Raw genomic sequence first — 23,300 nt, 5'->3', positions numbered from 1 at the left:
CTAAAATTAAATATAGTCAAATAACGTTAGTCCAGTTACGCGCGAAAAAGTTGCTTGAGCTGCTTGCAATGCGGTTTCTTGTTTACTCAATTCAGAAACGGCCTCTGCATAATCCACATCTTCGATGTTCGCACGGGCTGTTTTATTGGCGATTTCAAGATCCAAATTCGATTCATAAACCGACTCGGCAACATTCATGCGGCCACCTAAGGATGAAGTTGCATTAGCTAACGCCTTTGAACCATTATCAATACCCACCAGTGCATCGGCTATGGCTTCATTAAGTCCTTTATCAGTCAAATCGCCATTATTCAGCGCCAGATAAAAGTTGTTTAATGTTTCGGCTATATTTTTCTTTTCTGGCTTATCTAATTCAAAGTCAAAGGTATTACCGACACTTCCTTCAACATTAAATTCAATGCCATTAAACACTAGGGGTTCCCCAGAAATAAAATTAACTGTAGCAATTGTATCGCCGCTACCCAAGTTATCAATTTGCAGTTGATTGCCCGCTAGTATAGTCGCTTGAAACTGGTTGTTCGCCGGGGTCACAGCATCGTAATTATTTTTATGAAATTTATCGAAAGCAGCTTGCTCAGTAATAACAGAGGAAATTGACGATATACCAACGTCTCCGGTGACACTAAAATTAAGCCTAGCTTGTACATTTTCAAAAACAGATTTTCCAGAGCTATTAGACTGAATACTCAGCGCGTCGGAGACTTGGATTTTTTTCACTCCATCATCCCCAGAAAACGTATACTTTTCACCGACCGCTGAAGGATTATAAGTAAACGCTTCGGTTTGAGATTGATAACCGGCGAAAATAAATTCACCATTGGAATTTTGGGTATTCATCAAACTAAATACTTCGTCTCGAATCGCACCAATTTCAATTCCAATCGCTTGTAAATCAGATTCGTCGTAAACTCCATTGCCTGATTGAACCATTAATTGCCTTGCTTTATCCAAAGCACTATTAATATTCCTTAGGACAACTTCTTCCTGCTGCAATGAATTGGCCAGCAAATCATTATTTCGTTTGAATTGGGTGATTTTGTCCAGGTCTTCGGTTAATCGAACAACTTGAGCGGCGCCAACTGGATCATCAGAAGGTCGTAATAGTTTTTTCCCTGAAGACAATTGCTGCTGCACATCAGACAAGGTTCCCTGGTTCTGCGTAATAGTATTAATGCTTCTGTCATACAACTGATTAGTGGATATTCTGGCCATAGTACAATTTACCTTGTAGCACTATAAATGGTGTCAAACAATTCGTTTGCGGTAGTTAAAATTCTTGCTGCCGCCGCATAAGTTTGTTGAAAACGAATCAAGTTTGCTGCTTCCTCATCTAAATTCACCCCAGATACCGATTGAAACCAATCACTGGATTGAGTTTGCATGGCTTCAGCCGCTTGCAACGAAATATTTGCAGAGGCAGTCTTTGCACCGATAGCACTTACAATATTGGCGTAAGATTCATGGAAAGTAACCAAATTACTGCCACCGTTGTTGTTTTGTTGCATGATATCTTGGTCTTGCAAACCAGCCAACTCTAAGCCATTACGGTTATCATCTACACCATCGGTGTTATAACTAATTGTAAACTGATCCCCAGCAACTGGTGTGCCTTGTAAACTAAAGTCATAGCCGGGAAAATCCGCTAAAGCTGAGAATGGCCAACTGCCATCACTTGCGGCTTGTTGCATTAAATTATTGTAGTCAGTAACCCCTGACACCACTAACAATGAATTATTGGCTTCGTCAAAAATTTCAAATTCAGATTCACTATTAAACACAATACTTGCTGGACTACCTGCGACAAATCCGCCACTACCATCGAAGGTGGAGGCTCTAGCATCGGTCAATGTAGTATCGACAAAGGTATTGGTAACAGTAGATGCGGTTAATCGAGCATCCCCCAAATTATCCAAATTACTATCGACTCGAAATGGCGAAGCTAACGCGATGTCTTCGGGTCGGGTCATCACCACATCTATTGCTTGCGCTGTGCTTTTGGTTGGCTGAAATAAATACCGATCTCCCACAGCGTAACTATTTCCATTGGGAAATTCCAACTCAAGACCACCGAGCACTTCGGTAAATTTATCGGCTTGTGCTTCTAAACCTGAGTAAGACTGCGTAAGTGTGTTGCCATCAACATCGGTGACGTAGGAACCATCGGGGTTGACTAAGGTCACGCTTATATCAACGGTATCGGGTGTACCTGGTGAAGTCCCGGTAATTTCAACTAAATAATCAGCCGCGGTGATTTTATTCGCGCCATCTTCAGCCACTCTACCGTTCATTGTTAACGACAAATCAGAATTGGCAGAATAATTTAATCCCTGAAATTCAGGGTTCGAAAAGATGTTACCACCAAGTTGCTGGTCAAAATCCATTCCCAGACGATTTTGTTGATTTACAGCACTGGTCAATGCAATGGATATTTGTCCAAGTTCTCGCTGGCCTTCCGCCAAAACCTCATCTCGATAGCGGAATAATCCGCCCATTTGGCCACCTAAATTTTGCTCAGGTAATCTCAATGTGGTTGGTTTACCGGTGCTGGCTAAATACAGGTTTCGATAATCGGGATCTGGATCACCACTTAGCTGAAACAGATTAAACGATCCGTCTTCCAAAACCAGTGATTCTCCAGATGTGAGATTCACCATTAATGAACCGTCATCATTGCCATTGTCGCGGGTTTCAATCGACATTATCTCAGCCAATTCCAAAATCGCATTATCGCGCTGATTTTTCAGCACGCCAGGCTCGTCAAATATATTGTTGCCCTCTGCAATCCGAATATTCGCATTAAGCTCGGCAATGGTCTCAATCAGTTTATTCGCTTGGTTGATTGTTGCATCTAATTCTAAGTTAAGTTCTTTTTCTTTATCGTCCATAAACTTAGACAAAGTACTCACTTGGCCGACTAAGGCATTTGCTTCACCTAAAACGAGCTGTCGAGCCGCCATGTTTGTGGGCTCATCAGTCGCTGTTTGCAATGAACTGAAAAATCGACTCATGCTGCTTGATATGCTATTTGCTTCGCTAGCAAAGATATTATCTAACACACTAGAGCGCTGGAAATAGGTTTCGAATTCGCCAACTTGTGTCGTATCTCGGCGCAGTTGATTTTGTGCAAAGGTGTCTAAAACACGTTCGGTGGTGCCACGACCAACTCCGCCCACTAATTGGCTTTCAAAGGTTGTGCGCTCTCTAACATAGCCCTCGGAGTTAACGTTCGCTATGTTGTTACTGGTAGTGGCAAGCAGCTGATTACTGGCGCGCACACCACTGGTTGCTATCGTGTATAGATCGGCAGCTCTGATCATCTGTGTGACTCCCACTGAAATCCGTTATTCAGCATTTTGCTTTCCAAACGCTAATGTGGACAACGCTGATTTAAACGTATCACTGTTTAATACCGACAGAATTTTGTTCGCGTATTGAGGATCAGTAGCATAACCAGCGGATTGCAAAGCACTAAAATAGGCTTGAGGATCTTTAACGTTTTCCAACGCTTGTTGATATCTTGGATTATCGGCCACAAAAGACACATAATCATTTAAGCCATCGGCAAAAGAATCATAGGTTCTAAACTGCGCTTTTTGTTGCTTAGCCACACCTTGTTCAAACTCAACAGTGTTGATTGCGGTTGTCTCTCCTTGCCAGCGATTATCAGCTTTGATGCCAAATAAATTATGTGTATTTTGACCACTTCCGGTATGGATCATATATTGTCCCCAGCCTGTCTCAACGGCTGCTTGAGCTAATAAAGCCTTAGGATCAATACCTATTTTTTGTGCTATTTCTTGCGCATGGGGCAACAATGTTTGCATAAATTCAGACGGAGAAGCGAAGGCGCTTTGTTTAGTCGCATTTTGGCTTGGTTGTACAGCAGCACTGTCGTTCTGAGTGCTTGAGTACTCCATACTTGCTTGACGAACCATATTATGCAAATTGGCATTTTCACGAACCGCACTGGCCGGCATGAATCCGTTTTCGCCAGGGCTGAGTTGTTGAACGATCAAATCCGCAATCCCTACTCCGCCTCTTGACGATAAATCAACAGCCAATTGTTGATCGTGCATATCTCGGTAAAATTTAACTTGTTGAGAATTGAACGGGCTGTCTTTGTCAGCCAATGCATCTTGGGCTTTACGCATTGATTTGAGCATCATCTGCACAAATATCGCTTCAAATTGTTTAGCCGCTTCGTCTAATGCTTGTTTATCACCACGCTGGGCAGCCTGACGCAAATTATCGATGCCCTTTAAATCGTGGACATTGCGCGATAATTCAAGTTGTTGATCAATGTGGTTGTTCATTTCCATAATAAATTCACTGATTCACAAACAATTAAATAACGATGAGTTCGCCTTGCAAGGCGCCCGCTTGTTGTAAGGCTTCAAGAATGGCCATTAAATCTCCAGGAGCCGCGCCGACTTCATTCACAGCACGAACCAGCTCATCTAAACTCACTCCAGGATCAAATTTAAACATACGGCTATCATCCAAACTCACGTCAACAATCGACTGATTGGTGACCGCAGTTTGTCCTTGGGCAAGAGCATTAGGTTGAGAAACGGTTTGATATTCCGAAATTGTGACCGTGAGTCCACCATGGGTAATGGCAGCAGGCAATAAACGCACATCTTTACCGATAACAATAGTGCCGGTACGACTATTAATAATGACTTTTGCCGGTGCATCAGCTGGGGTAAAAGTGAAGTTTTCTAGGGTAGCCACAAAGTTAACCCGTTGCCCTACGTCCCTTGGCGCTGACACTCGCACCGACGCGGCATCAATAGGCGTGGCTATCAAATAACCCATTTCAGGATCTGCTCCCAAACGTTGGTTAATTGTATCCGCCAAAGATTTGGCGGTAGAAAAATCCGGATAATTCAAGTTCAGAGTTAAAAAGTCATTTTGCATAAGTCCACTGGGAACCGCTCTTTCAACTAAAGCACCATTAACAATGCGTCCAACCGTGGGTGTATTAGAAACGATTTTAGAACCATCAGCGCCTTCAGCACCAAATCCACTTACCACCAAGCTCCCTTGGGCTACGGCATACACTTTGCCATCTAACCCTTTAAGAAAGGTTTGCAATAAGGTTCCACCGCGCAAACTGGCAGCCTCACCTACAGAAGAAACGGTGACATCGATTGTTTGGCCAGGTTTCATAAAAGCGGGCAATTCTGCATGCACGGCGACAGCCGCTACATTTTTTATCTTTGGTTTCACACTCGACGATAAGCTAATCCCAAAATTGCTCAACATGGTACGGAAACTCTGTTCAGTGAATGGACTCTGTTCACCCGTTCCTGGCAGACCAACTACTAAGCCATAACCTACCAATTGGTTACTACGTACCCCTTGTATGGAAGCAAGATCTTTGATCCGCTGTGCATGGGCAAAAGGCGTGACCAGAACCACCATCAGCAAATAAATGAGCGATGAACGTAACGTTGAATTTTTCATTAAAATGGCCACCACTCAGAGGAAAAGAATTTATTTAACCAGCCTTGTTTTTGGGCATTGGCAAAGGTTCCTGTACCACTGTATTGAATACGGGCATTGGCAATTTTTGTAGAAACAATTTCATTAGTAGGACTAATATCAGCTGGACGAACGACGCCCGTTAAGCGGATGTATTCATCGCCATTATTTAAGGTCAGCCACTTTTCTCCGCGCACCACTAAATTTTGATTCGGCAGAACCTGAATAACGGTGACAGAGATATTGCCACTCAAGTTATTGCTTTGGTTGGCCTGTGCATCGCCAGTAAACTCATTGTCGGCACCAACACCCAATTGAATGCTTTTACCACCAATATTCAACGCTTCACCGCCCAAACCAATGATCGTATCAACGTTAACATCCGTTTCTTTTGAGGTTGAAGTACCTGCCGACTTGGTAGCGCTGGTGTTTTCCTGCAAATTCACGGTGATAATATCGCCGATGCGTCTAGCCTTTACATCTGAATAAATGCTGTTTGCCATGTCTGCCTGAAAAATTGCCCCATCCTGAGTTAACTTTTGGCGAGGCATGTCAGGTATAACTGGCGCATAACTTGGATCATTTGGCAAAGGGCCGACCATAGGTGAACTTACACACCCAGTCAGCACGAATAGAGTTAATGTAGTCAGAAAATAAGTTAACTTAGCCATAATTAAGCTCACTATAGTTGCTGAATTACCTGACCCAACATTTGGTCAACTGAAGAAATCACTTTCGAGTTCATTTCATACAGTCTTTGACTTTCAATTAGGTTAACCAATTCCTCGGTAACGTTGACATTTGAAGTCTCTAATGCCCCTTGAACGATGGTGCCCAAACCTTCCAAGCCAGGTACGCCTTGTATCGGTGCTCCGCTTACCGCAGATTCAACATACAAATTTTGGCCGATAGGCTGTAAACCAGTTGGATTAATAAAATCCGATAAACTGATTTGACCTAAAACTGTAGGATCCGCCTGTCCACGAATAGAAGCTGAGACTTCACCATCTTGTGAAATAGTTATTTGTTGCGCGTCTTCAGGAATTGTGATGTTCGGTTGCAATAAAAAACCGGCACCGGGTGTCACAATTTGCCCTTGATCGTCCAACGTAAATTGACCATTTCGGGTATAAGCTATAGTGCCATCAGGCTGCAGTATTTCGAAAAAACCGCGTCCTTGAATCGACATATCGAGTGCATTATCAGTGGTCAACATATTCCCTTGGGTGTGGGATTTTTGGGTCGCAACCACCTTACTACCTGCACCTAACATTAGTCCCGAGGGTAGTTCAGTGTCAGCAGATGAACGTCCACCTGGTTGGTTGATGTTTTGATAGAGTAAATCTTCAAATATCGCTCTATCTTTTTTGAAACCCACTGTGCTGGCGTTAGCCAAGTTATTTGAGATAACCGATACATCTGTTTGGGCTGCATCGAGTCCTGTTTTACTTATCCAAAGTGCTGGGTGCATAATTCACCTCCGCTATTTTAAGTTTTAGTACTAAATAATTCTGAGTAGTTGATTGCCGCGCATATCTAGCGTATCGGCCTTTTTCATCATCTTGACTTGCAGTTCGTAGTGACGTTGCAAGCTGATCATATTTACCATTTCGTCAATCGCATTTACGTTACTCCCTTCCACCATGCCGGTACGAAGTCTAACGTTGATATCTTCATTTGCTTCTTGACCATTTTTAAGTCGAAATAAACCGTCTTCACCGCGCTCCATATCTGCGACATTCGGATTGACCATTTTTAATCTGCCAACTTCTTCTAAAACGGTTTCAGGCGCGCCTTGTGGTCGTACTGAAATTGTTCCGTCGTTAGCAATATTGATGTTGGATAAAGGAATCGGCAAAAATATGCCTCCGGCATCGCCTATAACCGAATTTCCGTGGGCATCTTCGAGACCACCATCAGCGCCTAATTGCAAATTTCCAGCGCGGGTATAAGCTTCGTTTCCTTGTGCATCCAACACGCTAAACCAGCCGTCCCCTTGGATAGCAACATCCAACTCACGATCAGTTTGGATCATTGCGCCACCAGCGTAATTATTAAACGGGGATTCAGTCATGGAAAAGACCCGAGTCGGCAAACCTTCGCCGTATGCCGGCATCGCTCTAGCGTTTTCCAACATGGCTTTGAAGCCATTGGTTTGTGCATTTGCTAAATTGTTCGCTCGCACAGCCGTGCCCAATAGGTCTTGGCTGGCTCCGCTGGCTGATATATAGAGTAATTTATCCATGACAACTTATTGACTCTGGTTAACGTAACCTAAAAGATTGCAATAAAGATGCCATTGGCACATAAAAACAGAATTAAAAGCGTGTAAATGCAGAAGGCTTGATGAAGTTTCTGTATTCCTTTGAAATTTAACAAAAAAATACCGCTCTTGATTAGAGCGGCATTGTTAAATTGATGGCAGATTATCGAATATTTAAGATAGTTTGGTTAAGTTGGTTATTCACCTCAAGTGCCCGTGAATTCGCTTGGAAGTTACGCTGGGCGATAATCATATCGATTAACTCCGTGGTTAAATTCACGTTCGCTTGTTCAAGCGCTGAAGAGTTAACATCACCGAAGGTACCGGTGGTCGCTTCCCCTGCTAGCGCTTCGCCAGACAAAATACTTTCTTTCCACTGTGTACTACTTTGTTGGGTTAGGCCTTGTTCATTTGCAAAACGAGCTAGGGCAACACGAACTACAGGTTCAGATGTACCATTTGAAAAAGTAGCGCGCACTAAACCATCCGGACCTATGTCAATACCTGTAAGTCTTCCAACGGCTAGACCATCTTGTTCTAATGACGTAACTTCGAACGAAGAGGCAAACTGAGTCGGTTCATCTGCCGTTGCACTACCAACTTCAAGCGCGAAGTTGGTTGTAATCGTCTGAGTTGCATCAGAACCGTTTATCAACGGCGGGTTACCTAACTGAACAGTCGTCACATCGCCGGTGGCAACAGGGGTACCATCACCATTTTGAATACCAATAAAATCACCGCCGCTACTAAACTGCATTCTAAACCCAGAGACCGCATCAGCTCCTAAGGATACTGAACCTGCAATGTTATTAGGATCTGTACCAGCAACGTTTTCAGTGTCACCTGCTATATCAATAGCAGTGTCATCCACATAATTAACTACTACCCATTCATTGGTTGCTGCAGAATCTTTCATAAAGTAATAGGTCATCACATGACTATCACCCAACGAATCATAAACGGTAATAGATGTAGCTGCGTTATAGGTAAGTGGATCGTTAGGATCAAAAAGTGTTATATCTTTAGCATCATCACCTGCTGGCAAATTAAAGCGAGGTGCAACTTCGGTGGTTTGTTGTGGTGAGCCTGAAGAGTCTGGAATTCTCACCGGAATAGTTGTGCTCAAAGCCACAGATGAAGAGGTACCATCAGCGTTGACCGGGAAGCCCATTAAGTTATCACCGTTGGAATTAACCACAAAGTTATCTTGATCAAGCTTAAACTGCCCTGCTCGAGTAAATGAAAAATCACGAGAGGTTATTTCAGGAGTCGTGGCAAAAAAACCATTTCCAGTAATCGCCAAATCCAGTGCTGTATTGGTAAACTGAAGACTACCTTGAGAAAATTGCTGAGCAACATCTTGGGTTAAGACACCGTCGCCAACTTTTGTATTACCGGCTGCCAATAGCGACGAAGCATAAACGTCACCGAATTCGGCACGAGATTCTTTAAAACCGACAGTATTTACGTTTGCAATGTTATTTGCAGTGACATCTAGATCTTTTTGAGCAGCTGAAACACCGCTTAATGCTATGTTAAAAGACATCGTTTATTCTCTCCTAAACTAAAGGGCTAACATTTTTTAATTAACCACCGATTTGAATGACATCACTCAAATTGACACTTGTTTCGCCATCCAAATTTAAAATGACACCTTGATTGTTACTCGCAAAACTAACGCTATCCACATGCCTATTGACCGCTGTAGGTAAGGTTGTTGACTCGCCGTTTTGTGTACCTTGTGCATAAACTGCATAATTGCCGGCTGGCAAAGGATTGCCGTTAGCATCTTTACCATCCCAACTAAATTCAATATTACCTGCCGACTGTGTACCAGCATCAATGGTTTTAATTAATTCGCCGGCTTCAGACTCAATGGTAATTTGTAAATCTTGAGTGGTTTGATCGGAAATAACCACCCCGGTTACGCCGTTACTAGTATCGCTTAAATATCCAACGTTACCTTGTAATAAGACATCTTGACCAATAAGGCTGGAAGCCTGTAATGCTTGGTTTGAGGTCATGCTAGAAGCAAATTCAGAAAATTTAGTATTCAGTGAATCAATACCTTCAGAAATACTGAAGCTGGTCATTTGTGATACCATCTGATCGTTATCTACAGGTTTGGTAGGATCTTGATTAGCTAATTGCTCAGTTAGCAAAGAGAAAAAGTCTTCCTGACTTAACCTTTCATTACTGCCATCATCAATAGGCACGGTTTCTTCTTGTACATACAGGCTAGAATCTAATCCTGTCGATTTTGATATTTCCACGTTACTTTCCTCACTAAATCAGTGATTTATTGACCCTGACCAAGTTGCAACACACGTCTGAATATACGTTTTGTAGTGTCTGCCAACTGAACATTGGTTTCATAAGATTTTGACGCTGACATCATGTCAGCCATTTCCTCAACCACATTCACATTTGGCTTGTAGATATAGCCATTACTGTCTGCCATTGGGTGACCTGGGCTGTATTCGATTTGCAGTGGCTTTTGGCTTTCAACAATACCTAATACTTGTACACCTGCGCCTTGAGATTGTGACTCTGTTGCACGTTGCATTTCGGCAGCAAAAACAGGATGGCGAGCCTTGTATGTGGCGTCATAACTACTACTGACGCTATTTGCATTGGCAATGTTACTGGCCGTTGTATTCAATCGAACACTCTCTGCAGACATGCCAGTGCTTGCAATATCCATAACTCTAAATAAACTCATGCGCCTTGCCCTCCAGCTAGTGCTTTTTTCATACCTTTAATCTTGCCAGTCAAAAATTGGATGCTTGCCTGATAGCGCATTCCATTTTCCAAAAAGGCATTACGTTCAGCTTGCACCTCTACCGTATTACCATCACCAGTATCAGGTTGTAATGGAATTCGAAATTCAATACTTGCTTGAGATTGCATTGAACCTTCAAAGTGCTTTTCATGGGTACGTGTCATATTTTGCTGACGCTCTTGATTTGCTGATTGCATGGCTTTCTGAAAATCTACGCCACGGGCTTTGTATCCTGGTGTATTAGCATTTGCCAAATTTCCAGAAATAACTTCCATAGTTTCGGTTCTAACCTGCATTGCTCGGTCGTGAAGTCCGGTTAATTTATCAAGACTGATTGCCATGTTGTTCTCATCTTAAAAACTCGCTTGTGAGAAATTTAGCAAGGGTTATGCCAAGACATAGGGAGGTGGATAAGGATGAACCGTGGATATTACATAACAGTATGTATTAGTTAGCTTTTTTAATATAAAATAGACCGGGATTATTGCGCACCAAACTGAATAATTGATTCAATTCAGCGATAGATTCAGATGCGCCAAGAAATAAAGCCCCATCGTTTTGCAGGCAAGCGGCAATTTGTTGCAGTATTTTCCGCTTATTGTTTACAGAAAAATAAATCAGCACATTTCGACAAAAAACCACGTCAAATCGGCCTAGCCCAGAATAACTATTTAGTAAGTTCTGAGGTTTAAAATTCACCATAGAGACGATTTCTTTATCCAATTGCATGTGGTTGTTATCGACCGCTTTAAAAAAACGCTCTTTACGTTCCTCCGACAAACCTCTGCTAATCGAAATACTATCAAACTTGCCGGTTTTAGCCCGCTGAAGCATATCAGTTGAGATATCGGTAGCAACAATCTCCACGCCTAACGGGAAGGCTCTAGGATTAGCTCTTTTATATTCTTGAATACACATTGCAATGGAAAATGGTTCTTGCCCGGACGAACAAGCTGCGCTCCAAATTCTCACTTTACGCTTTGCTTTAGAAAGCTCAGTTAACAATCTATTAGATAGAATTTCGAAGGGGTATTTGTCACGGAACCACAACGTTTCATTAGTAGTCATAGCATCAACGACTTTTTCCCGCATCTTGGGGGAATGGCCGCTATACGCGATCTTCAGTAACTCAGAAATACTTGCCAAGTTTTCTTGGCGAACCAAGGGTCCTAGGCGACTATAAACTAAATAGCTTTTTTTCTCATTTAGTACAATACCGCACTGACGCTCTAAAAAATGCGTAAACTCTAAGAATTCGTGCGGCGCTAATTGATCTAATTTCAAACATTAATTTCCGTAGGTAAAGTAGAGCTTTATTTGTTAAACCATTTTTGCACAGCTGACGCTAGCTCATCTGGGTGAAATTTAGCAATAAAGTCGTCTGCTCCAACTTTTTGTACCATTGCTTGATTAAATACACCGCTTAAAGAAGTATGCAATACTACTTTGAGTTTGCTTAGCTCCGGTGTGTTTTTGATCTCTGCAGTAAGTGTATAACCATCCATTTCCGGCATTTCTATGTCAGACACCAACACACCAACTTTATCGGTGACGTCGCCAGTTTCTGCGGCAATTTCTTTTAAACGATTAAGCGCTTCAAGTCCATTTTTAGCCACTTCAATGTTTAATCCCAACGCAGCAAGTGCTTTTTTAACTTGGCTTCTTGCCACTGATGAGTCATCAGCGATAAAGATAATTTTATCATTTGCAGGAGATTCTGACATATTTAAATCCGCTGCTAAATCTTCACTGACTTCAGTTTTTAATGGTGAGATTTCATTTAGAATCTTTTCCACATCAAGAATTTCAATCAACTCATCATCAACTTCCGTCACTGCAGTCAAATAACTTGCTTTCCCGGTACCTTGAGGAGGAGGCATAATTGCATCCCAATTGGTATTGATGATACGTTCAACTGAGCCGACTAAAAAACCCTGCACTGAACGGTTGTACTCAGCAATTATAATAAATGCGTTGCGAACGTCTTCTATTTTTCTGCCGCCGGTTGCCATACTCAAGTCAATTACTGAGATCGTTTGGCCACGAATATGAGCAACACCTCGAATTAACTTATTTTGCTTAGGTATTGAGGTTAACTGGGGGCACTGCAATACTTCACGCACTTTAAATACATTGATGCCAAATCGCTGTCTGCCATTCAATCTAAATAGCAGCAATTCAAGTCGGTTTTGACCAACAAGTTGTGTGCGTTGATTAACTGAGTCAAGAACTCCCGACATATACCACCCCAATTAAATTTAAAGTAGGCACAATTGTTGCGTTGTCCCTATTAGAAAACCAAGTTTAACTAATTTTAGCGCCAAAAATCGTATTTGTGACTGAATTTTGACGTTTATCTTTGTTTGCTTAACGATTTAATAAGCATAGACAAAACGGCGGCACCTGAACATGAAAATATCGTTAATTCGTACAACTGGTAAGTTATTAAGTGTTTTCTTCAGCGCCTGTTTAACTCTCAACAGTGGTTTCGCTGCGGCGTCCAGCGACACTAACCCTGCTCACCAACAACTTAGTCAAGCAGTAGAAAATTACGTTAATACGCAGCTGAGGCATATAGCTGCAGCAAGTGATGATAACTTGCTAGTAAAAGCGATGCCATTAGACGAAAGGATAGTCATTCCTGATTGCCCTACTCCATTTACCATATCGGCTAGTAAAGAAGCGCTAGCGCAAAGTAACATAACGGTGAGAACCAGTTGTGAACAAACGAATTGGTACTTATATATGATGGTAAAAGCCACTCGCGTGCAACCCGTAGTCGTGCTCACCACCTCGGTCAGTCCTGGCACTGTTTTAAATGAGAATGATGTTAAAGTTGTGATGCTTGATAAAAACCTAATAAGAACGAGTACCTTTGCCGATATCAGCACAGTGGTAGGCGCTCGAATGAAAAAAAGAAGTCGACCTGGCCAACCCGTAGTCCCCGGTCAACTTTGTTTTGTATGTAAAGGAGACAGTATTCTGATTACCGCTGATACAGGCGGGGTAAGCATTAAAACCAAAGGTATAGCCCAACAGGATGGTAACCTTGGCGATACGATTGCGGTGAAAAACAGCAAGTCGAATAGAGTGGTGCATGCACAGGTGGTGAATACCCATCAAGTAGTGGTGCAGATTTAATATAATTAGCGTAAACTATGGGTTATTACATCTGGTTAGCGCAGATTTGAGCTTATCTAAATAATATTTAATTTTTTTCTACATTTAGCTAAAGGTCTTTAAGTTCCGGCCGATAAGATAAGTGAGGCAAATTAGGTATTCGAGGTCATTATGGCAATTAACAATATAAATAGTGGAAATCAAAAGCCACAACTTGAGAATCAGAGGCTGAATCAACAGCAATCTCAGAGTCAAGCGACTGCGCAATCTGCTGCTCAGCAATCTAAGTCTGCAGAAGCGCCACGTCAAGATTCAGTATCACTCACGCAATCTGCTCAGCAGCTTAGCCAGGTTCAAAAGAAATCTAGTGATACACCTGTCAATCAGGAAAAGGTCGACAAATTGAAAAAAGCCATACAGAATGGAGAATATCGCGTTAACCCTGAAGTATTGGCGCAAAAAATTAGCAAACTCGAAGCTCAAGTATTTGGCATTGAAGATTAGAATTTGATGCCAGATTGGTTTAGCTTCTCAAAATAAAAGCAAAGCTAAATGAAAAACCTAATTGCCCTCCTCCAAAAACAGAAACAACAACTTGATTCACTTATTTTATTGCTTGAGTCTGAGCTGCATTTAATCAGTACGCGAGACGCTGAATCACTCACTTCCGTTATCAATGAAAAATCGGAATTGTTAGAATCGATTGCCAGCACTGACAAAAGCGTTGAGCAGGAAGTTGAGAAACAACCTGAAGCAACATCAGAGCAAGCTGTAACAGACTTATTTGATCAAATTAATCAATCTTTGTCCCAATGTAAATTCAGAACCGAGATCAATCAAAAAGCGGTAGAACAAGGTCAGTTGCGCTTGCAACATCTTCGCACTTTGCTGTTAGAATCCCGAGCTAAAGAAACCATGACTTACGATAAAAGCGGCAAACCTAAAGGTGGTTCTTCAGGTAAGAGTGTGACCGTTTAAAAGTTCGTTCTCAAAGGAATAGAATTTAATAATAACGAACTTTCTTCACTTGTTTCGGCTTGGCAGTACTCAGATATAAATCATGCACTAGGCTAAAATCCAACTCCAACTCTGTGGCATAAGAGTCATTGCCAATGGGGTAGCTTTTTACTACTCGTGCACCGCGGATCACACCTTGAACACTGGCCATTAGTTGAGTATCAGTGAGCACAAGATTAGCCAAAGACTGTTCACCGTCAATTTTTTGTCCATAAACCTGCTCAGTTAGCTCACGGTAAGCATCCAGTTTCGATGCTTTCACTGCCATTAGTACTTTCGCTGAACGGTTACTTCCCCGTTGAGCATCTATTGGCGCATAGCCGATAGAGCGAATAACAGGATAAGAATCAGGTTCGATGGTTTCCCACTCTACTTGTTTGTCTATGATGTTTTGACAACCGATTAATCCGGCTAGACATCCCGCAATCACAAAGGTATAAATTAGTTTCATATTTTTCTCAGTAGTATCTTTACAGCGCATTGTTAAGCTGCATTAGGCTTCAATTGATAATTCAAAACCATTTCAAACTGTCTTCAAGATTTTTCACTGCAATATTTGTTCCTTATCACAAAAAAATTGAGACCCAAGTAAGTAGACCAACTGTGATAGAAGAAAATTGGTTACTGATTAACCGCCATCTGAAAACAGGTACAAAAGATGCATTACCTGATTTACTAACTATAGTAACTAAATACGTAAAAAGTGGCTACGCATGCAAATACACACGTTAAAGCCGTTTTGAATTTAAGCGTTAATTGGATATTTTTTGAAATGAAGCCCATAAACTGCCAAATTTTTTCTGTTAAGTTAATCACTTTGTTCTGTGCCTTTTGCGCAGCACTCTTTTCAGCGCAGTCGTTGGCAGCTTGGTTCGAGTCCAGTGGTCAAGCGGCAATAAGAAACGGCAATATTGAGTTAGCGCGGCAAAATGCGACCCAAGAAGCAATTAAGCAAGTATTGTTATTTGCCGGAGCTTCGGTACACAGTGTGCAAAAAATGGCAAACGGCGTATTGCAAAATGATGACTTAACGATTCGCGCCAGTGGCGAAGTCAATAGTATTGAATTAATAGATGAAGTTTTTAGAGATGGCTACCTCACAGTTTCCTTGCGGGCAGATATTTTCCCTCAAAAAAACACATGTCAATCATCAGAATACCCTAAAAGTATAGTTACCACTTGGCACCCAATAGACAACCGAGAGCAAGCCACTACCGGCAATCTATTTGAAATAGGTACTAGGTTGCCAGAAGTACTTCAACAAAACTTCGAAGACTTCGCACAGCAATCGAGTATTCAAACCATATTACCTTTCTACTATGCGCAACAACCGCTTTCAATGATCAACGATGCAATGGCACTAGCCAAACAATCAAGCTCTCAATATGTGCTAACTGCCACCGTTAAGGATCTAAGTTTAAACAATGTTAACCAGTCTAAATGGCAATTTTGGAATAACCCTACACCAATAAGAAATTTCAGCTATCAAGTTGCCCTTTATGACGGTTACACTGGTACATTGATGTGGCAGAAATTATATTCTTCAAACGCACCATGGGACTTCGATACTCATCAAAGTGTCGACATAAATAGCGGCCTGTTGTGGCAAAGTGCTTACGGTGTGGCAATTTCCTCGATCATGCAGGATATTGCTATTAACGTTGACGAAAAGTTAGCTTGTTCGCCTACGTACGGACGCATAATACAAGTAAGAGGTGATCAACTAACCCTCAATATTGGTAGCAACCAAGGCATTCAAAACGGTGATGAATTCACCCTATTTCAGCTGCAACAGAAACACAACCCTCAGGGCCAAACCTTTACCCAGTTTAATCTACACCCTACCCCAGTGCGAGTTGTGAGTGTTTCGCCAGGGACTGCGGTTGCGGTATCAAAAGACGGTACTTTACTGGCCAATATTCAAGCCAATGATTTTGTTTCCAAACAATAAATTAGGGGCTTGCGATTAGATTATTGATGTCCTTTTAAGCACATCGAAATTGCTATTCGATTTCTCATTAAAAACCAGTAAACCCAGACTTGTCTTAATACTGCCAAATTTAGTATAGTCTTGCCCGCTCTGATGTTGGAACATGTCCCCTTAGCTCAGCTGGATAGAGCGACCCCCTCCTAAGGGGTAGGCCAGAGGTTCGAATCCTCTAGGGGACGCCATTTGATTAGAATGTTTATAAAGGGGGAGTTTGTTATCGTTAATCGATAACCATTTGCGCTTGGCAAAACCAAAAGTTAATTAGGTCTTTCATTAATGCTACAAGATCAAAGTAGTTGTTTGGTTTAGTTAAATAAGCGTTACTGCCCAGAAAATAACACTCTTTGATATCAATTTCAGAATCAGACGTTGTGAAAATTATAACCGGTATATGTTTGAGTCTTGGATCTTGCTTAATTTCTGCCAGCGCTTCTCTCCCCGATTTACGCGGCATATTTAAATCTAGCAGTATCAAGTTTGGCAGCACTTCAGCGCTATTAAGCACCGATATTAGCTCTTCGCCATCTTGCGCAAACTTAATTTTATCCAATGTCAGATTATTTTCAGTTAGCGCGTCACGGATCAGCTCTTGATCATCCAAATCATCTTCCGCCACTAAAATGTAACTGACCGCTCTAAGTTTTGTCGCTACTGAACTTATATTATTCATGACTGGAACCTGTTTTCCCTTACAAAGGTCTTTGTTATTATTTTTAATCGCGAATATATCACAAGGTTCTGATTGTTAATAACGATAACGTACACTAGTTAATTTTAGGGTCAATAAGAGGCACGGTTATGAAAAATGTAGCGCCTTTTCCAAGTTCTGAATCTGCCCAAATTTTACCGCCATGACGGCTCAATATCTTTTTACAGATAGCTAATCCCAAGCCTGTGCCTTCATACTCTGACTTACCATGAAGCCGTTCAAACAAACCGAATATCTTTTGCATATGAATACCATCGAAACCTACCCCATTATCTTTGAACGCAATAGTCACAAATTTTTCATCTTTATGGGTGACATCAATATCAATTTTTGGCTGTGTTCCTTGTGAAGTAAATTTGATGGAATTTTGAATTATGTTTTGTACCACACGACGTAATTGATTTTGGTCACCATAAACTTCGCCAATGTGAGCGGTATTGATAATCACGTCTTTTTCCGCGATTAACATTTCCAAATCAAGAATAACCTCTTGAATTAACTGATCAAAACTCAAATTAATGAATCCATCATTGGCACGATGAATACGCGAAAAGCTCAGAATACCTTTTATCAACGTTTGCATTCTTTGCGCTGAAGTCATCATTTTTTCGAGATAAACTTTGCCTTTATCACTTAATGTTGACTCCGAATATTCAATTCGTCCACCAAATGATTGAATCTTTCGCAAAGGTTCTTGTAAGTCATGGGAAGCAACAAAAGCGAAACGCTCTAGTTCTCGGTTAGATTCTTCAGATTTCGAGAGTGCTTCCACAAGTTCGAGTTGAGCTCGCTCTTTGTTTGCAATTTCTATTCTGAGCTGCTCTGTCCGCGCCGCCACTTTCTGTTCCAAGGTTTCGTTTATTTGCTCTAAACGTTCCGATTTAGACAGCACATAATTAACCACAGTATTTCTAAATTTTAGCGCACAAGACAACTCTATGGGTTCCCATGCCAGCGCTTGATTTTTCACATTCTCGCGCCACAACCTAAATGAACTGCGTGGCATCAGACGGTGACTACCGTCATCGAGAAATTCAATCATTTTTTCTGGTTTTCCTCCCCAATCTTTGGTTTGTTCTACTTCTTTTCTAAACCAAATAATAAATAGATTACTGACTGAGGAAACTGACAGAATAAAAACACCGCTGGCAATATCGCTGATATCTGCAAATTCGGGGTAGTCTTTACTCAATGTGTTAGTGTAATAAATGGTATCGTTGATTAATTTATTAGACGTCGCCCACTCATAAAGTGCTTCAATACGCTCAGTAGGAGGTGTTACCCCGAAACACTCGGTTTTATCTTCTAAACGCCAAGCTACACCGGTTGAATTCATCATTCGTTTTAAATTTTTTGACTCTTCACGCAACCCGTCCGTAAAGAAAATATGTTCCGCCATTTTTTCAGTAATTGAGGCGTTTAGCGAACGTACGACTGAATCTCGATGCTCGGCGTCCGCCTGCACTTTTAAGGAAATGATATATGACAGCATTAAACCAAAATAAAGCGCCACTTCGCGGGTTTCAAAATTAACAACGTGAGGTGAATAGTGATGACATGCGATTAGCCCCCATAACTTGCCAGAAACAATTAAGCTAATGGACATCGACGACTTTACGCCCATATTACGAAGATACTGACAATGTATCGGAGAAACACTTCTTAGCACCACTTGCCCAAGATCCACAGGTTGGTCTTGAGGATAGAGCGGCGATTGAATCGCATCCACATCTGCTAGTAAGCGAATTGGATTTTTTATATAAAGTTCTCTAGCCTGTTTAGGGATGTCAGATTCAGGGAAATGTTGTTTTAAAAATGAATTTAACGAGTCTACTTTGGATTCTGCAACCACTTCACCGTTATAATCTTGATCAAACTTATACAGCATCACTCTATCAAAACCTGTGATATCTCGTATTTGATCGACTGCATGCTCGAATACACTCTCAATATCGTGGGTTACCATCAAGTTATTGAGTGACAAATTAATCAAGTTCTTTACTGGATTAAACGAGACAGCATCCTCATTAATTTTAGGTTCTAATTCAATAATTAGAAATCGCTCATTAATGCTCATCACCGCATTAAATTTTTGCGCGCTAGATTGTTGAGTAAGAAGGCTTACACGTTGAGGATTGATCTCACTGAATCCATGCTCGAACTCCAGTTTCTTTAGAAGCTCTACAAAGTCGTTGTCCAGCAACTTATCTAGTGGTATTGAAACCAATTCGGTCAACGGAATAGCTGTCAACTCTGCCATATTTTCACTAACGTAATGCACACGAAAAGTCTCAGGATGCACCACTAGCAGGTAACCATGAGGCTGTATTGAGCCAGGTATATGAATTGGTTCTTTATGACAATTATCTATGGTTACATCGAATTGCTCATTCATTAAGCGCTCCCCTTAAGCAGCTTTGGATACAATGAAACGCTTTTTGCGCACCTTTTTGAATATCCAACTCACTCAAAACATTTTGTTGATGGAACATTTTGAGCGCTTCGCTAAACTCGCGCCACTTTGCTAAACGAAAATCACCGTAACTTTTGAAAAATGACAGACCTGCAGATTCACTAAGCCAATCATGTTTATTCAACCGTAGTTCAATATGCGCTCCCCCCAAGGTAGCTCCTTCCATGACATATAACATTCCCATCGCCTCAGCACTGCTGGAGGCAACAATTTCGATGTTTTGATTAACAATGGCGGGAATGGTTTGCAACTGTGACGACAAATATTCAATATCATTTTGTAACCATTGCAACTTGCTTCTGCCCGCGATTAACTCGTTAGTCTCTGGGTAGTCACGAAGCACATTTTCCATTGCCGCATAACTTGCATAAAATGCCTGTAGAATTTGCAAATAGGTATTGCAGCTCAGGTTTCTAAGAAATAGAAACCTAGACAAATCACTTTCTACTGAACGATGAAGTTCCGCTGTTTCAGTTTTTACAAATACACCAATATCCATACTTGGGTTATTAATTCGGTTATTCATTTTGTGAGTACGTAACTAGCAAAATGATGGAATTTTTCAGGGTAATATATAAATTTCTCACCATCTTTATGACTTATCATCCTTAGATTTAACAGCCGTTTCTGATTCTATTTGTTTGGGGATCACTAAGCTCATTATTCGCCACCCAGCTTTAGGTTCTAACGATTTTTTGTTCGTAATCATGCGTAATTTATTGTGACTATCAAATGCGCACAAAAGCAATAAATTACCTTCGTATTCTTGCAAATAATCTTCCATGGAAAAACTTTCCGTTAACCGAGTTGTTTTGATTTTGGCACCTTTGGCCACCCAACTTGCTAACTTTCCATAGGTAATTCCGTCCGAAAATAATCCCAATTTTTTCGCATAGGATTCTGATACTTGATGGCTAGGTCTTTGTTGTTGCTCATTATTACTTAAACCTAATACAGTTCCTTTCCCCATTTCATCTTCGAAATGAAAGGTCACCATAGGATTTAATTGGCGGTAAGGCGACATGACCAGCACTCTGCCAAATAGGGTGAAATCCAAGGTCCGTGAAGCATGTTCAGACATTGGATTACCAAAGTAAGTGGGAATATTCAGCATTCTAGCGGACCGAATAGAGTCCCAGTTTGTATCGGCTACACACACATTTACATCATTATCCATCAGTTCTTTGGCAAACATTCTACAAAATTCACCCCCTCCAAAGATCAAATACCCATTTGGTTTAGGGGCACGAATGCCAAGCCATTGGGCCACGTGAACGGCGGTTAAACTCTGCACCACAACGGTAGAAATGATCACGAGAAAAACTAAAGGTACTAGTACTTCAATATGCGCATAATTAAGCGCCTCTAACTTCAATGAAAACAAAGCAGATACTGCCGCAGCAACAATTCCTCTGGGTGCAACCCAACTTAAGAATGCTTGCTCGCGCCAATTTAAACCTGTTTTCAAGGAAGAAACCATCACCGAAATTGGCCTGACAACAAACATTATTGCCAATAAAACAATGATCGCGCCCCAGCCTACATTGAGAATGGAATCCAACTGAATCCTCGAGGCCAATAAGATAAACAAGCCAGAAATTAACAGTACACTTAAGGTTTCTTTAAATTCTAGTATGTCATCGACATCAACATCGCGCATATTAGCCAACCACATCCCCATAATTGTCACAGTGAGTAATCCAGACTCGTGAGCCATCATGTTTGAACCGGCAAATGCGCCTAACATCAAGGTAAGCACAGCGGTATTGCGTAAATAATGAGGAATGAGATTTCGTCTCAGGGCAAGTCCGAGCAAATACCCCATTACAGCGCCAACACCAAGACCTATCCCTACTGTTATGCTAAATGCCCATAGAGTGTGACTCAGCGCATCCTGCGTAGAAATAATATATTCGTATACCAAGACTGCTAACAAGGCGCCTATAGGATCAATAATAATCCCTTCCCAGCGCAGAATATTTGCTAATTTATTGCTTGGTCTGACGGTACGCAGCATGGGAACAATAACGGTTGGTCCAGTCACGGTAACAATTGCACCAAATAGAAATGCCATTTCCCAAGACATATCTAAAACTAGATGAGTGATCACAGCCACTAAACACCAGGTCAAAACCGCTCCTGATGTACACAAATTTCGAACCATCGAACCGTGTCCGCGTAAATCGTCAAACCTTAGTGTTAACGCACCTTCAAAGAGAATAATCGCGACAGACAACGACACCACAGGAAACAATAAGTCACCAAAGATTTGATCGGCATTAATCACACCGGTAACGGGGCCAACTATAATCCCAACAATTAACAGAGGTAAGATTGCGGGTAGTTTTATGCGATAGGCAAAATATTGACAAAAAATGGATAACAATCCAACCAAAACCAGTCCAGCAGTAATATCAATCAAGTACTTTCCTTAATATCTTAGTTAAACTTTCCAATAATTTTCTTAATAGCTTTTAATGCCAGTATTAAGCATTTTTTAACTAAATGACGAACAGATATAGTTGTAAATGAATCAACAAATCCCATTTAAACAATAACAAATGGTAAGTAGCATTTATACAGGTTACTCAGCTTCGATACAATCCAACCGATGACCAATTAATTTACGAAAAGTGAGGCAAAAAAGTTTACAATTGCGCTTAAGTTCTAGTTGGAAATTAGTTTGTAAGATTTTGCTATCAAGAACTCAAGCATAATACCTGCCTTGAAATAGCCTTTTTGACCCCATTTTTTAACCGATGATCAAACTATCAGGTTTGATGCGATCAACATTCGATATTTTGACCGAGAAGTAAATACAGCATGATGGAACAAACAATAAATGACTTTTTAATTATTTGGGCAACTGTTGACCCAATAGGCACTATGGCGCTTTTTGCTGGGTTAACCAGTAGCCTTACGCCAGCAGAGCGCCGTAAAACAGCATTCAAAACAATAATTTATTCCAGCTTGGTACTTTTGGGAGCAATTGTAGTTGGTCAAATCATCCTAACGGCAATGGGAATTAGTCTGTTGTCTTTTAAAGTGGCCGGCGGCATCATTTTATTTCTGTTTGGAATTAAAATGATTTTTGATGATAATTCAAGCCGTAAAGAAATGGATAAAGATCATGATATGGCCGTGTTCCCTTTGGCGATTCCAGCTACTGCCTCTCCAGGAGCAATTTTAGCGGTTATCCTATTAACCGATAATTATACTCATCCTATTGAAGAACAAATTACTACCGCTTTGGTGATGTTAAGTGTATTGCTTATCACCCTTGTATTGTTGCTGCTGTCTGGAAAAATCATACGCATTATCGGCTCTGGTGGAGCCTCTATTCTTACCCGCATTATGGGGATGATTTTAGCCGCACTTTCTGTTGAGTTTGTGATTGAAGCATTATCTATTGAGAAGTGGATTAGTAGTTTCTCTTAA

The 23,300-nt window shown here is 41.2% G+C and carries 23 protein-coding genes and 1 tRNA gene; 6 read left to right on the top strand and 18 right to left on the bottom strand.

Going from position 1 to position 23,300, the window contains the following annotated elements; genetic code table 11:
* Positions 1–6: 6 nt before the first annotated feature.
* From flgL to Q4567_RS01205, 13 genes are all read right to left on the bottom strand, one after another.
* On the bottom strand, positions 7–1,233 hold the full coding sequence (gene flgL / locus Q4567_RS01265; protein ID WP_216048246.1) for a flagellar hook-associated protein FlgL: 1,227 nt from the start codon (positions 1,231–1,233) through the stop codon (positions 7–9).
* An 8-nt stretch (positions 1,234–1,241) separates the two neighbouring features.
* Positions 1,242–3,338, bottom strand: a complete 2,097-nt coding sequence (gene flgK / locus Q4567_RS01260; RefSeq protein WP_303499049.1) for a flagellar hook-associated protein FlgK — start codon at positions 3,336–3,338, stop codon at positions 1,242–1,244.
* Between the two features lie 24 nt (positions 3,339–3,362).
* On the bottom strand, positions 3,363–4,340 hold the full coding sequence (flgJ, locus tag Q4567_RS01255) for a flagellar assembly peptidoglycan hydrolase FlgJ (RefSeq protein WP_216048244.1): 978 nt from the start codon (positions 4,338–4,340) through the stop codon (positions 3,363–3,365).
* Positions 4,341–4,365: 25 nt separating this feature from the next.
* Complete coding sequence (locus Q4567_RS01250; RefSeq protein ID WP_216048243.1) at positions 4,366–5,490, bottom strand: flagellar basal body P-ring protein FlgI; 1,125 nt, start codon at positions 5,488–5,490, stop codon at positions 4,366–4,368.
* On the bottom strand, positions 5,490–6,179 hold the full coding sequence (flgH, locus tag Q4567_RS01245) for a flagellar basal body L-ring protein FlgH (protein WP_216048242.1): 690 nt from the start codon (positions 6,177–6,179) through the stop codon (positions 5,490–5,492). The genes Q4567_RS01250 and flgH overlap by 1 nt, the downstream gene beginning before the upstream one ends.
* An 11-nt stretch (positions 6,180–6,190) precedes the next feature.
* Entirely contained in the window at positions 6,191–6,979 is a 789-nt protein-coding gene (gene flgG / locus Q4567_RS01240) for a flagellar basal-body rod protein FlgG (protein ID WP_216048241.1), read from the bottom strand.
* 30 nt (positions 6,980–7,009) lie between these two features.
* Positions 7,010–7,753, bottom strand: coding sequence for a flagellar basal body rod protein FlgF (locus Q4567_RS01235; RefSeq protein ID WP_303499047.1), 744 nt, complete (start codon positions 7,751–7,753; stop codon positions 7,010–7,012).
* A gap of 181 nt (positions 7,754–7,934) precedes the next feature.
* Positions 7,935–9,317, bottom strand: coding sequence for a flagellar hook protein FlgE (gene flgE / locus Q4567_RS01230; protein WP_216048239.1), 1,383 nt, complete (start codon positions 9,315–9,317; stop codon positions 7,935–7,937).
* Positions 9,318–9,357: 40 nt separating this feature from the next.
* Positions 9,358–10,044 carry a flagellar hook assembly protein FlgD gene (locus Q4567_RS01225; protein ID WP_303499044.1) on the bottom strand — a complete coding sequence of 229 codons (687 nt, stop codon included), beginning with the start codon at positions 10,042–10,044 and terminating at the stop codon, positions 9,358–9,360.
* Positions 10,045–10,070: 26 nt separating this feature from the next.
* On the bottom strand, positions 10,071–10,493 hold the full coding sequence (gene flgC, locus Q4567_RS01220; RefSeq protein WP_216048237.1) for a flagellar basal body rod protein FlgC: 423 nt from the start codon (positions 10,491–10,493) through the stop codon (positions 10,071–10,073).
* Positions 10,490–10,894, bottom strand: coding sequence for a flagellar basal body rod protein FlgB (flgB, locus tag Q4567_RS01215; RefSeq protein ID WP_216048236.1), 405 nt, complete (start codon positions 10,892–10,894; stop codon positions 10,490–10,492). The genes flgC and flgB overlap by 4 nt, the downstream gene beginning before the upstream one ends.
* A 106-nt stretch (positions 10,895–11,000) precedes the next feature.
* Positions 11,001–11,837: a protein-glutamate O-methyltransferase CheR gene (locus tag Q4567_RS01210; RefSeq protein WP_216048235.1), complete on the bottom strand. Its 837-nt coding sequence runs from the start codon at positions 11,835–11,837 to the stop codon at positions 11,001–11,003.
* Between the two features lie 29 nt (positions 11,838–11,866).
* Positions 11,867–12,793 carry a chemotaxis protein CheV gene (locus Q4567_RS01205; protein WP_216048234.1) on the bottom strand — a complete coding sequence of 309 codons (927 nt, stop codon included), beginning with the start codon at positions 12,791–12,793 and terminating at the stop codon, positions 11,867–11,869.
* Positions 12,794–12,962: 169 nt separating this feature from the next.
* Here Q4567_RS01205 and flgA point away from each other — a divergent pair, with 169 nt between their 5' ends.
* From flgA to flgN, 3 genes are all read left to right on the top strand, one after another.
* Positions 12,963–13,694, top strand: coding sequence for a flagellar basal body P-ring formation chaperone FlgA (gene flgA, locus Q4567_RS01200; protein WP_216048233.1), 732 nt, complete (start codon positions 12,963–12,965; stop codon positions 13,692–13,694).
* A 150-nt stretch (positions 13,695–13,844) separates the two neighbouring features.
* Positions 13,845–14,177: a flagellar biosynthesis anti-sigma factor FlgM gene (flgM, locus tag Q4567_RS01195; RefSeq protein ID WP_216048232.1), complete on the top strand. Its 333-nt coding sequence runs from the start codon at positions 13,845–13,847 to the stop codon at positions 14,175–14,177.
* Positions 14,178–14,225: 48 nt separating this feature from the next.
* A complete protein-coding gene (gene flgN, locus Q4567_RS01190) occupies positions 14,226–14,651 on the top strand; it encodes a flagellar export chaperone FlgN (protein WP_216048231.1) in 426 nt (141 codons plus the stop codon).
* A gap of 25 nt (positions 14,652–14,676) precedes the next feature.
* On the opposite strand, the gene Q4567_RS01185 is transcribed toward flgN, so the two are convergent.
* Positions 14,677–15,141 (bottom strand): LPP20 family lipoprotein, encoded by a 465-nt coding sequence (locus tag Q4567_RS01185; protein WP_303499039.1) that lies wholly within the window; start codon positions 15,139–15,141, stop codon positions 14,677–14,679.
* 321 nt (positions 15,142–15,462) lie between these two features.
* On the opposite strand from Q4567_RS01185, the gene Q4567_RS01180 reads away from it, so the two are divergent.
* Both Q4567_RS01180 and Q4567_RS01175 read left to right on the top strand, forming a co-directional pair.
* Complete coding sequence (locus Q4567_RS01180; protein ID WP_303499037.1) at positions 15,463–16,641, top strand: flagellar assembly protein T N-terminal domain-containing protein; 1,179 nt, start codon at positions 15,463–15,465, stop codon at positions 16,639–16,641.
* 144 nt (positions 16,642–16,785) lie between these two features.
* Positions 16,786–16,862 (top strand) — tRNA-Arg (locus Q4567_RS01175).
* Between the two features lie 38 nt (positions 16,863–16,900).
* Here the strand turns inward: Q4567_RS01175 and Q4567_RS01170 are convergent.
* The 4 genes from Q4567_RS01170 to Q4567_RS01155 form a co-directional block, all read right to left on the bottom strand.
* Positions 16,901–17,350 (bottom strand): response regulator, encoded by a 450-nt coding sequence (locus Q4567_RS01170; protein ID WP_303499035.1) that lies wholly within the window; start codon positions 17,348–17,350, stop codon positions 16,901–16,903.
* Positions 17,351–17,444: 94 nt separating this feature from the next.
* Positions 17,445–19,784 (bottom strand): ATP-binding protein, encoded by a 2,340-nt coding sequence (locus Q4567_RS01165; RefSeq protein ID WP_303499033.1) that lies wholly within the window; start codon positions 19,782–19,784, stop codon positions 17,445–17,447.
* Positions 19,777–20,388, bottom strand: a complete 612-nt coding sequence (locus Q4567_RS01160; RefSeq protein ID WP_216048226.1) for a biliverdin-producing heme oxygenase — start codon at positions 20,386–20,388, stop codon at positions 19,777–19,779. The genes Q4567_RS01165 and Q4567_RS01160 overlap by 8 nt, the downstream gene beginning before the upstream one ends.
* A 66-nt stretch (positions 20,389–20,454) precedes the next feature.
* A complete protein-coding gene (locus Q4567_RS01155; protein WP_303499030.1) occupies positions 20,455–22,284 on the bottom strand; it encodes a sodium:proton antiporter in 1,830 nt (609 codons plus the stop codon).
* A gap of 401 nt (positions 22,285–22,685) precedes the next feature.
* Here Q4567_RS01155 and Q4567_RS01150 point away from each other — a divergent pair, with 401 nt between their 5' ends.
* Complete coding sequence (locus tag Q4567_RS01150) at positions 22,686–23,300, top strand: MarC family protein (RefSeq protein ID WP_216048224.1); 615 nt, start codon at positions 22,686–22,688, stop codon at positions 23,298–23,300.

Source organism: Aliiglaciecola sp. 2_MG-2023 (assembly GCF_030548145.1).
Lineage (GTDB): Bacteria > Pseudomonadota > Gammaproteobacteria > Enterobacterales > Alteromonadaceae > Aliiglaciecola > Aliiglaciecola lipolytica_A.
The sequence above is the reverse complement of the archived record's forward strand: the minus strand, read 5'-3'. Positions and strand labels throughout refer to the sequence as shown.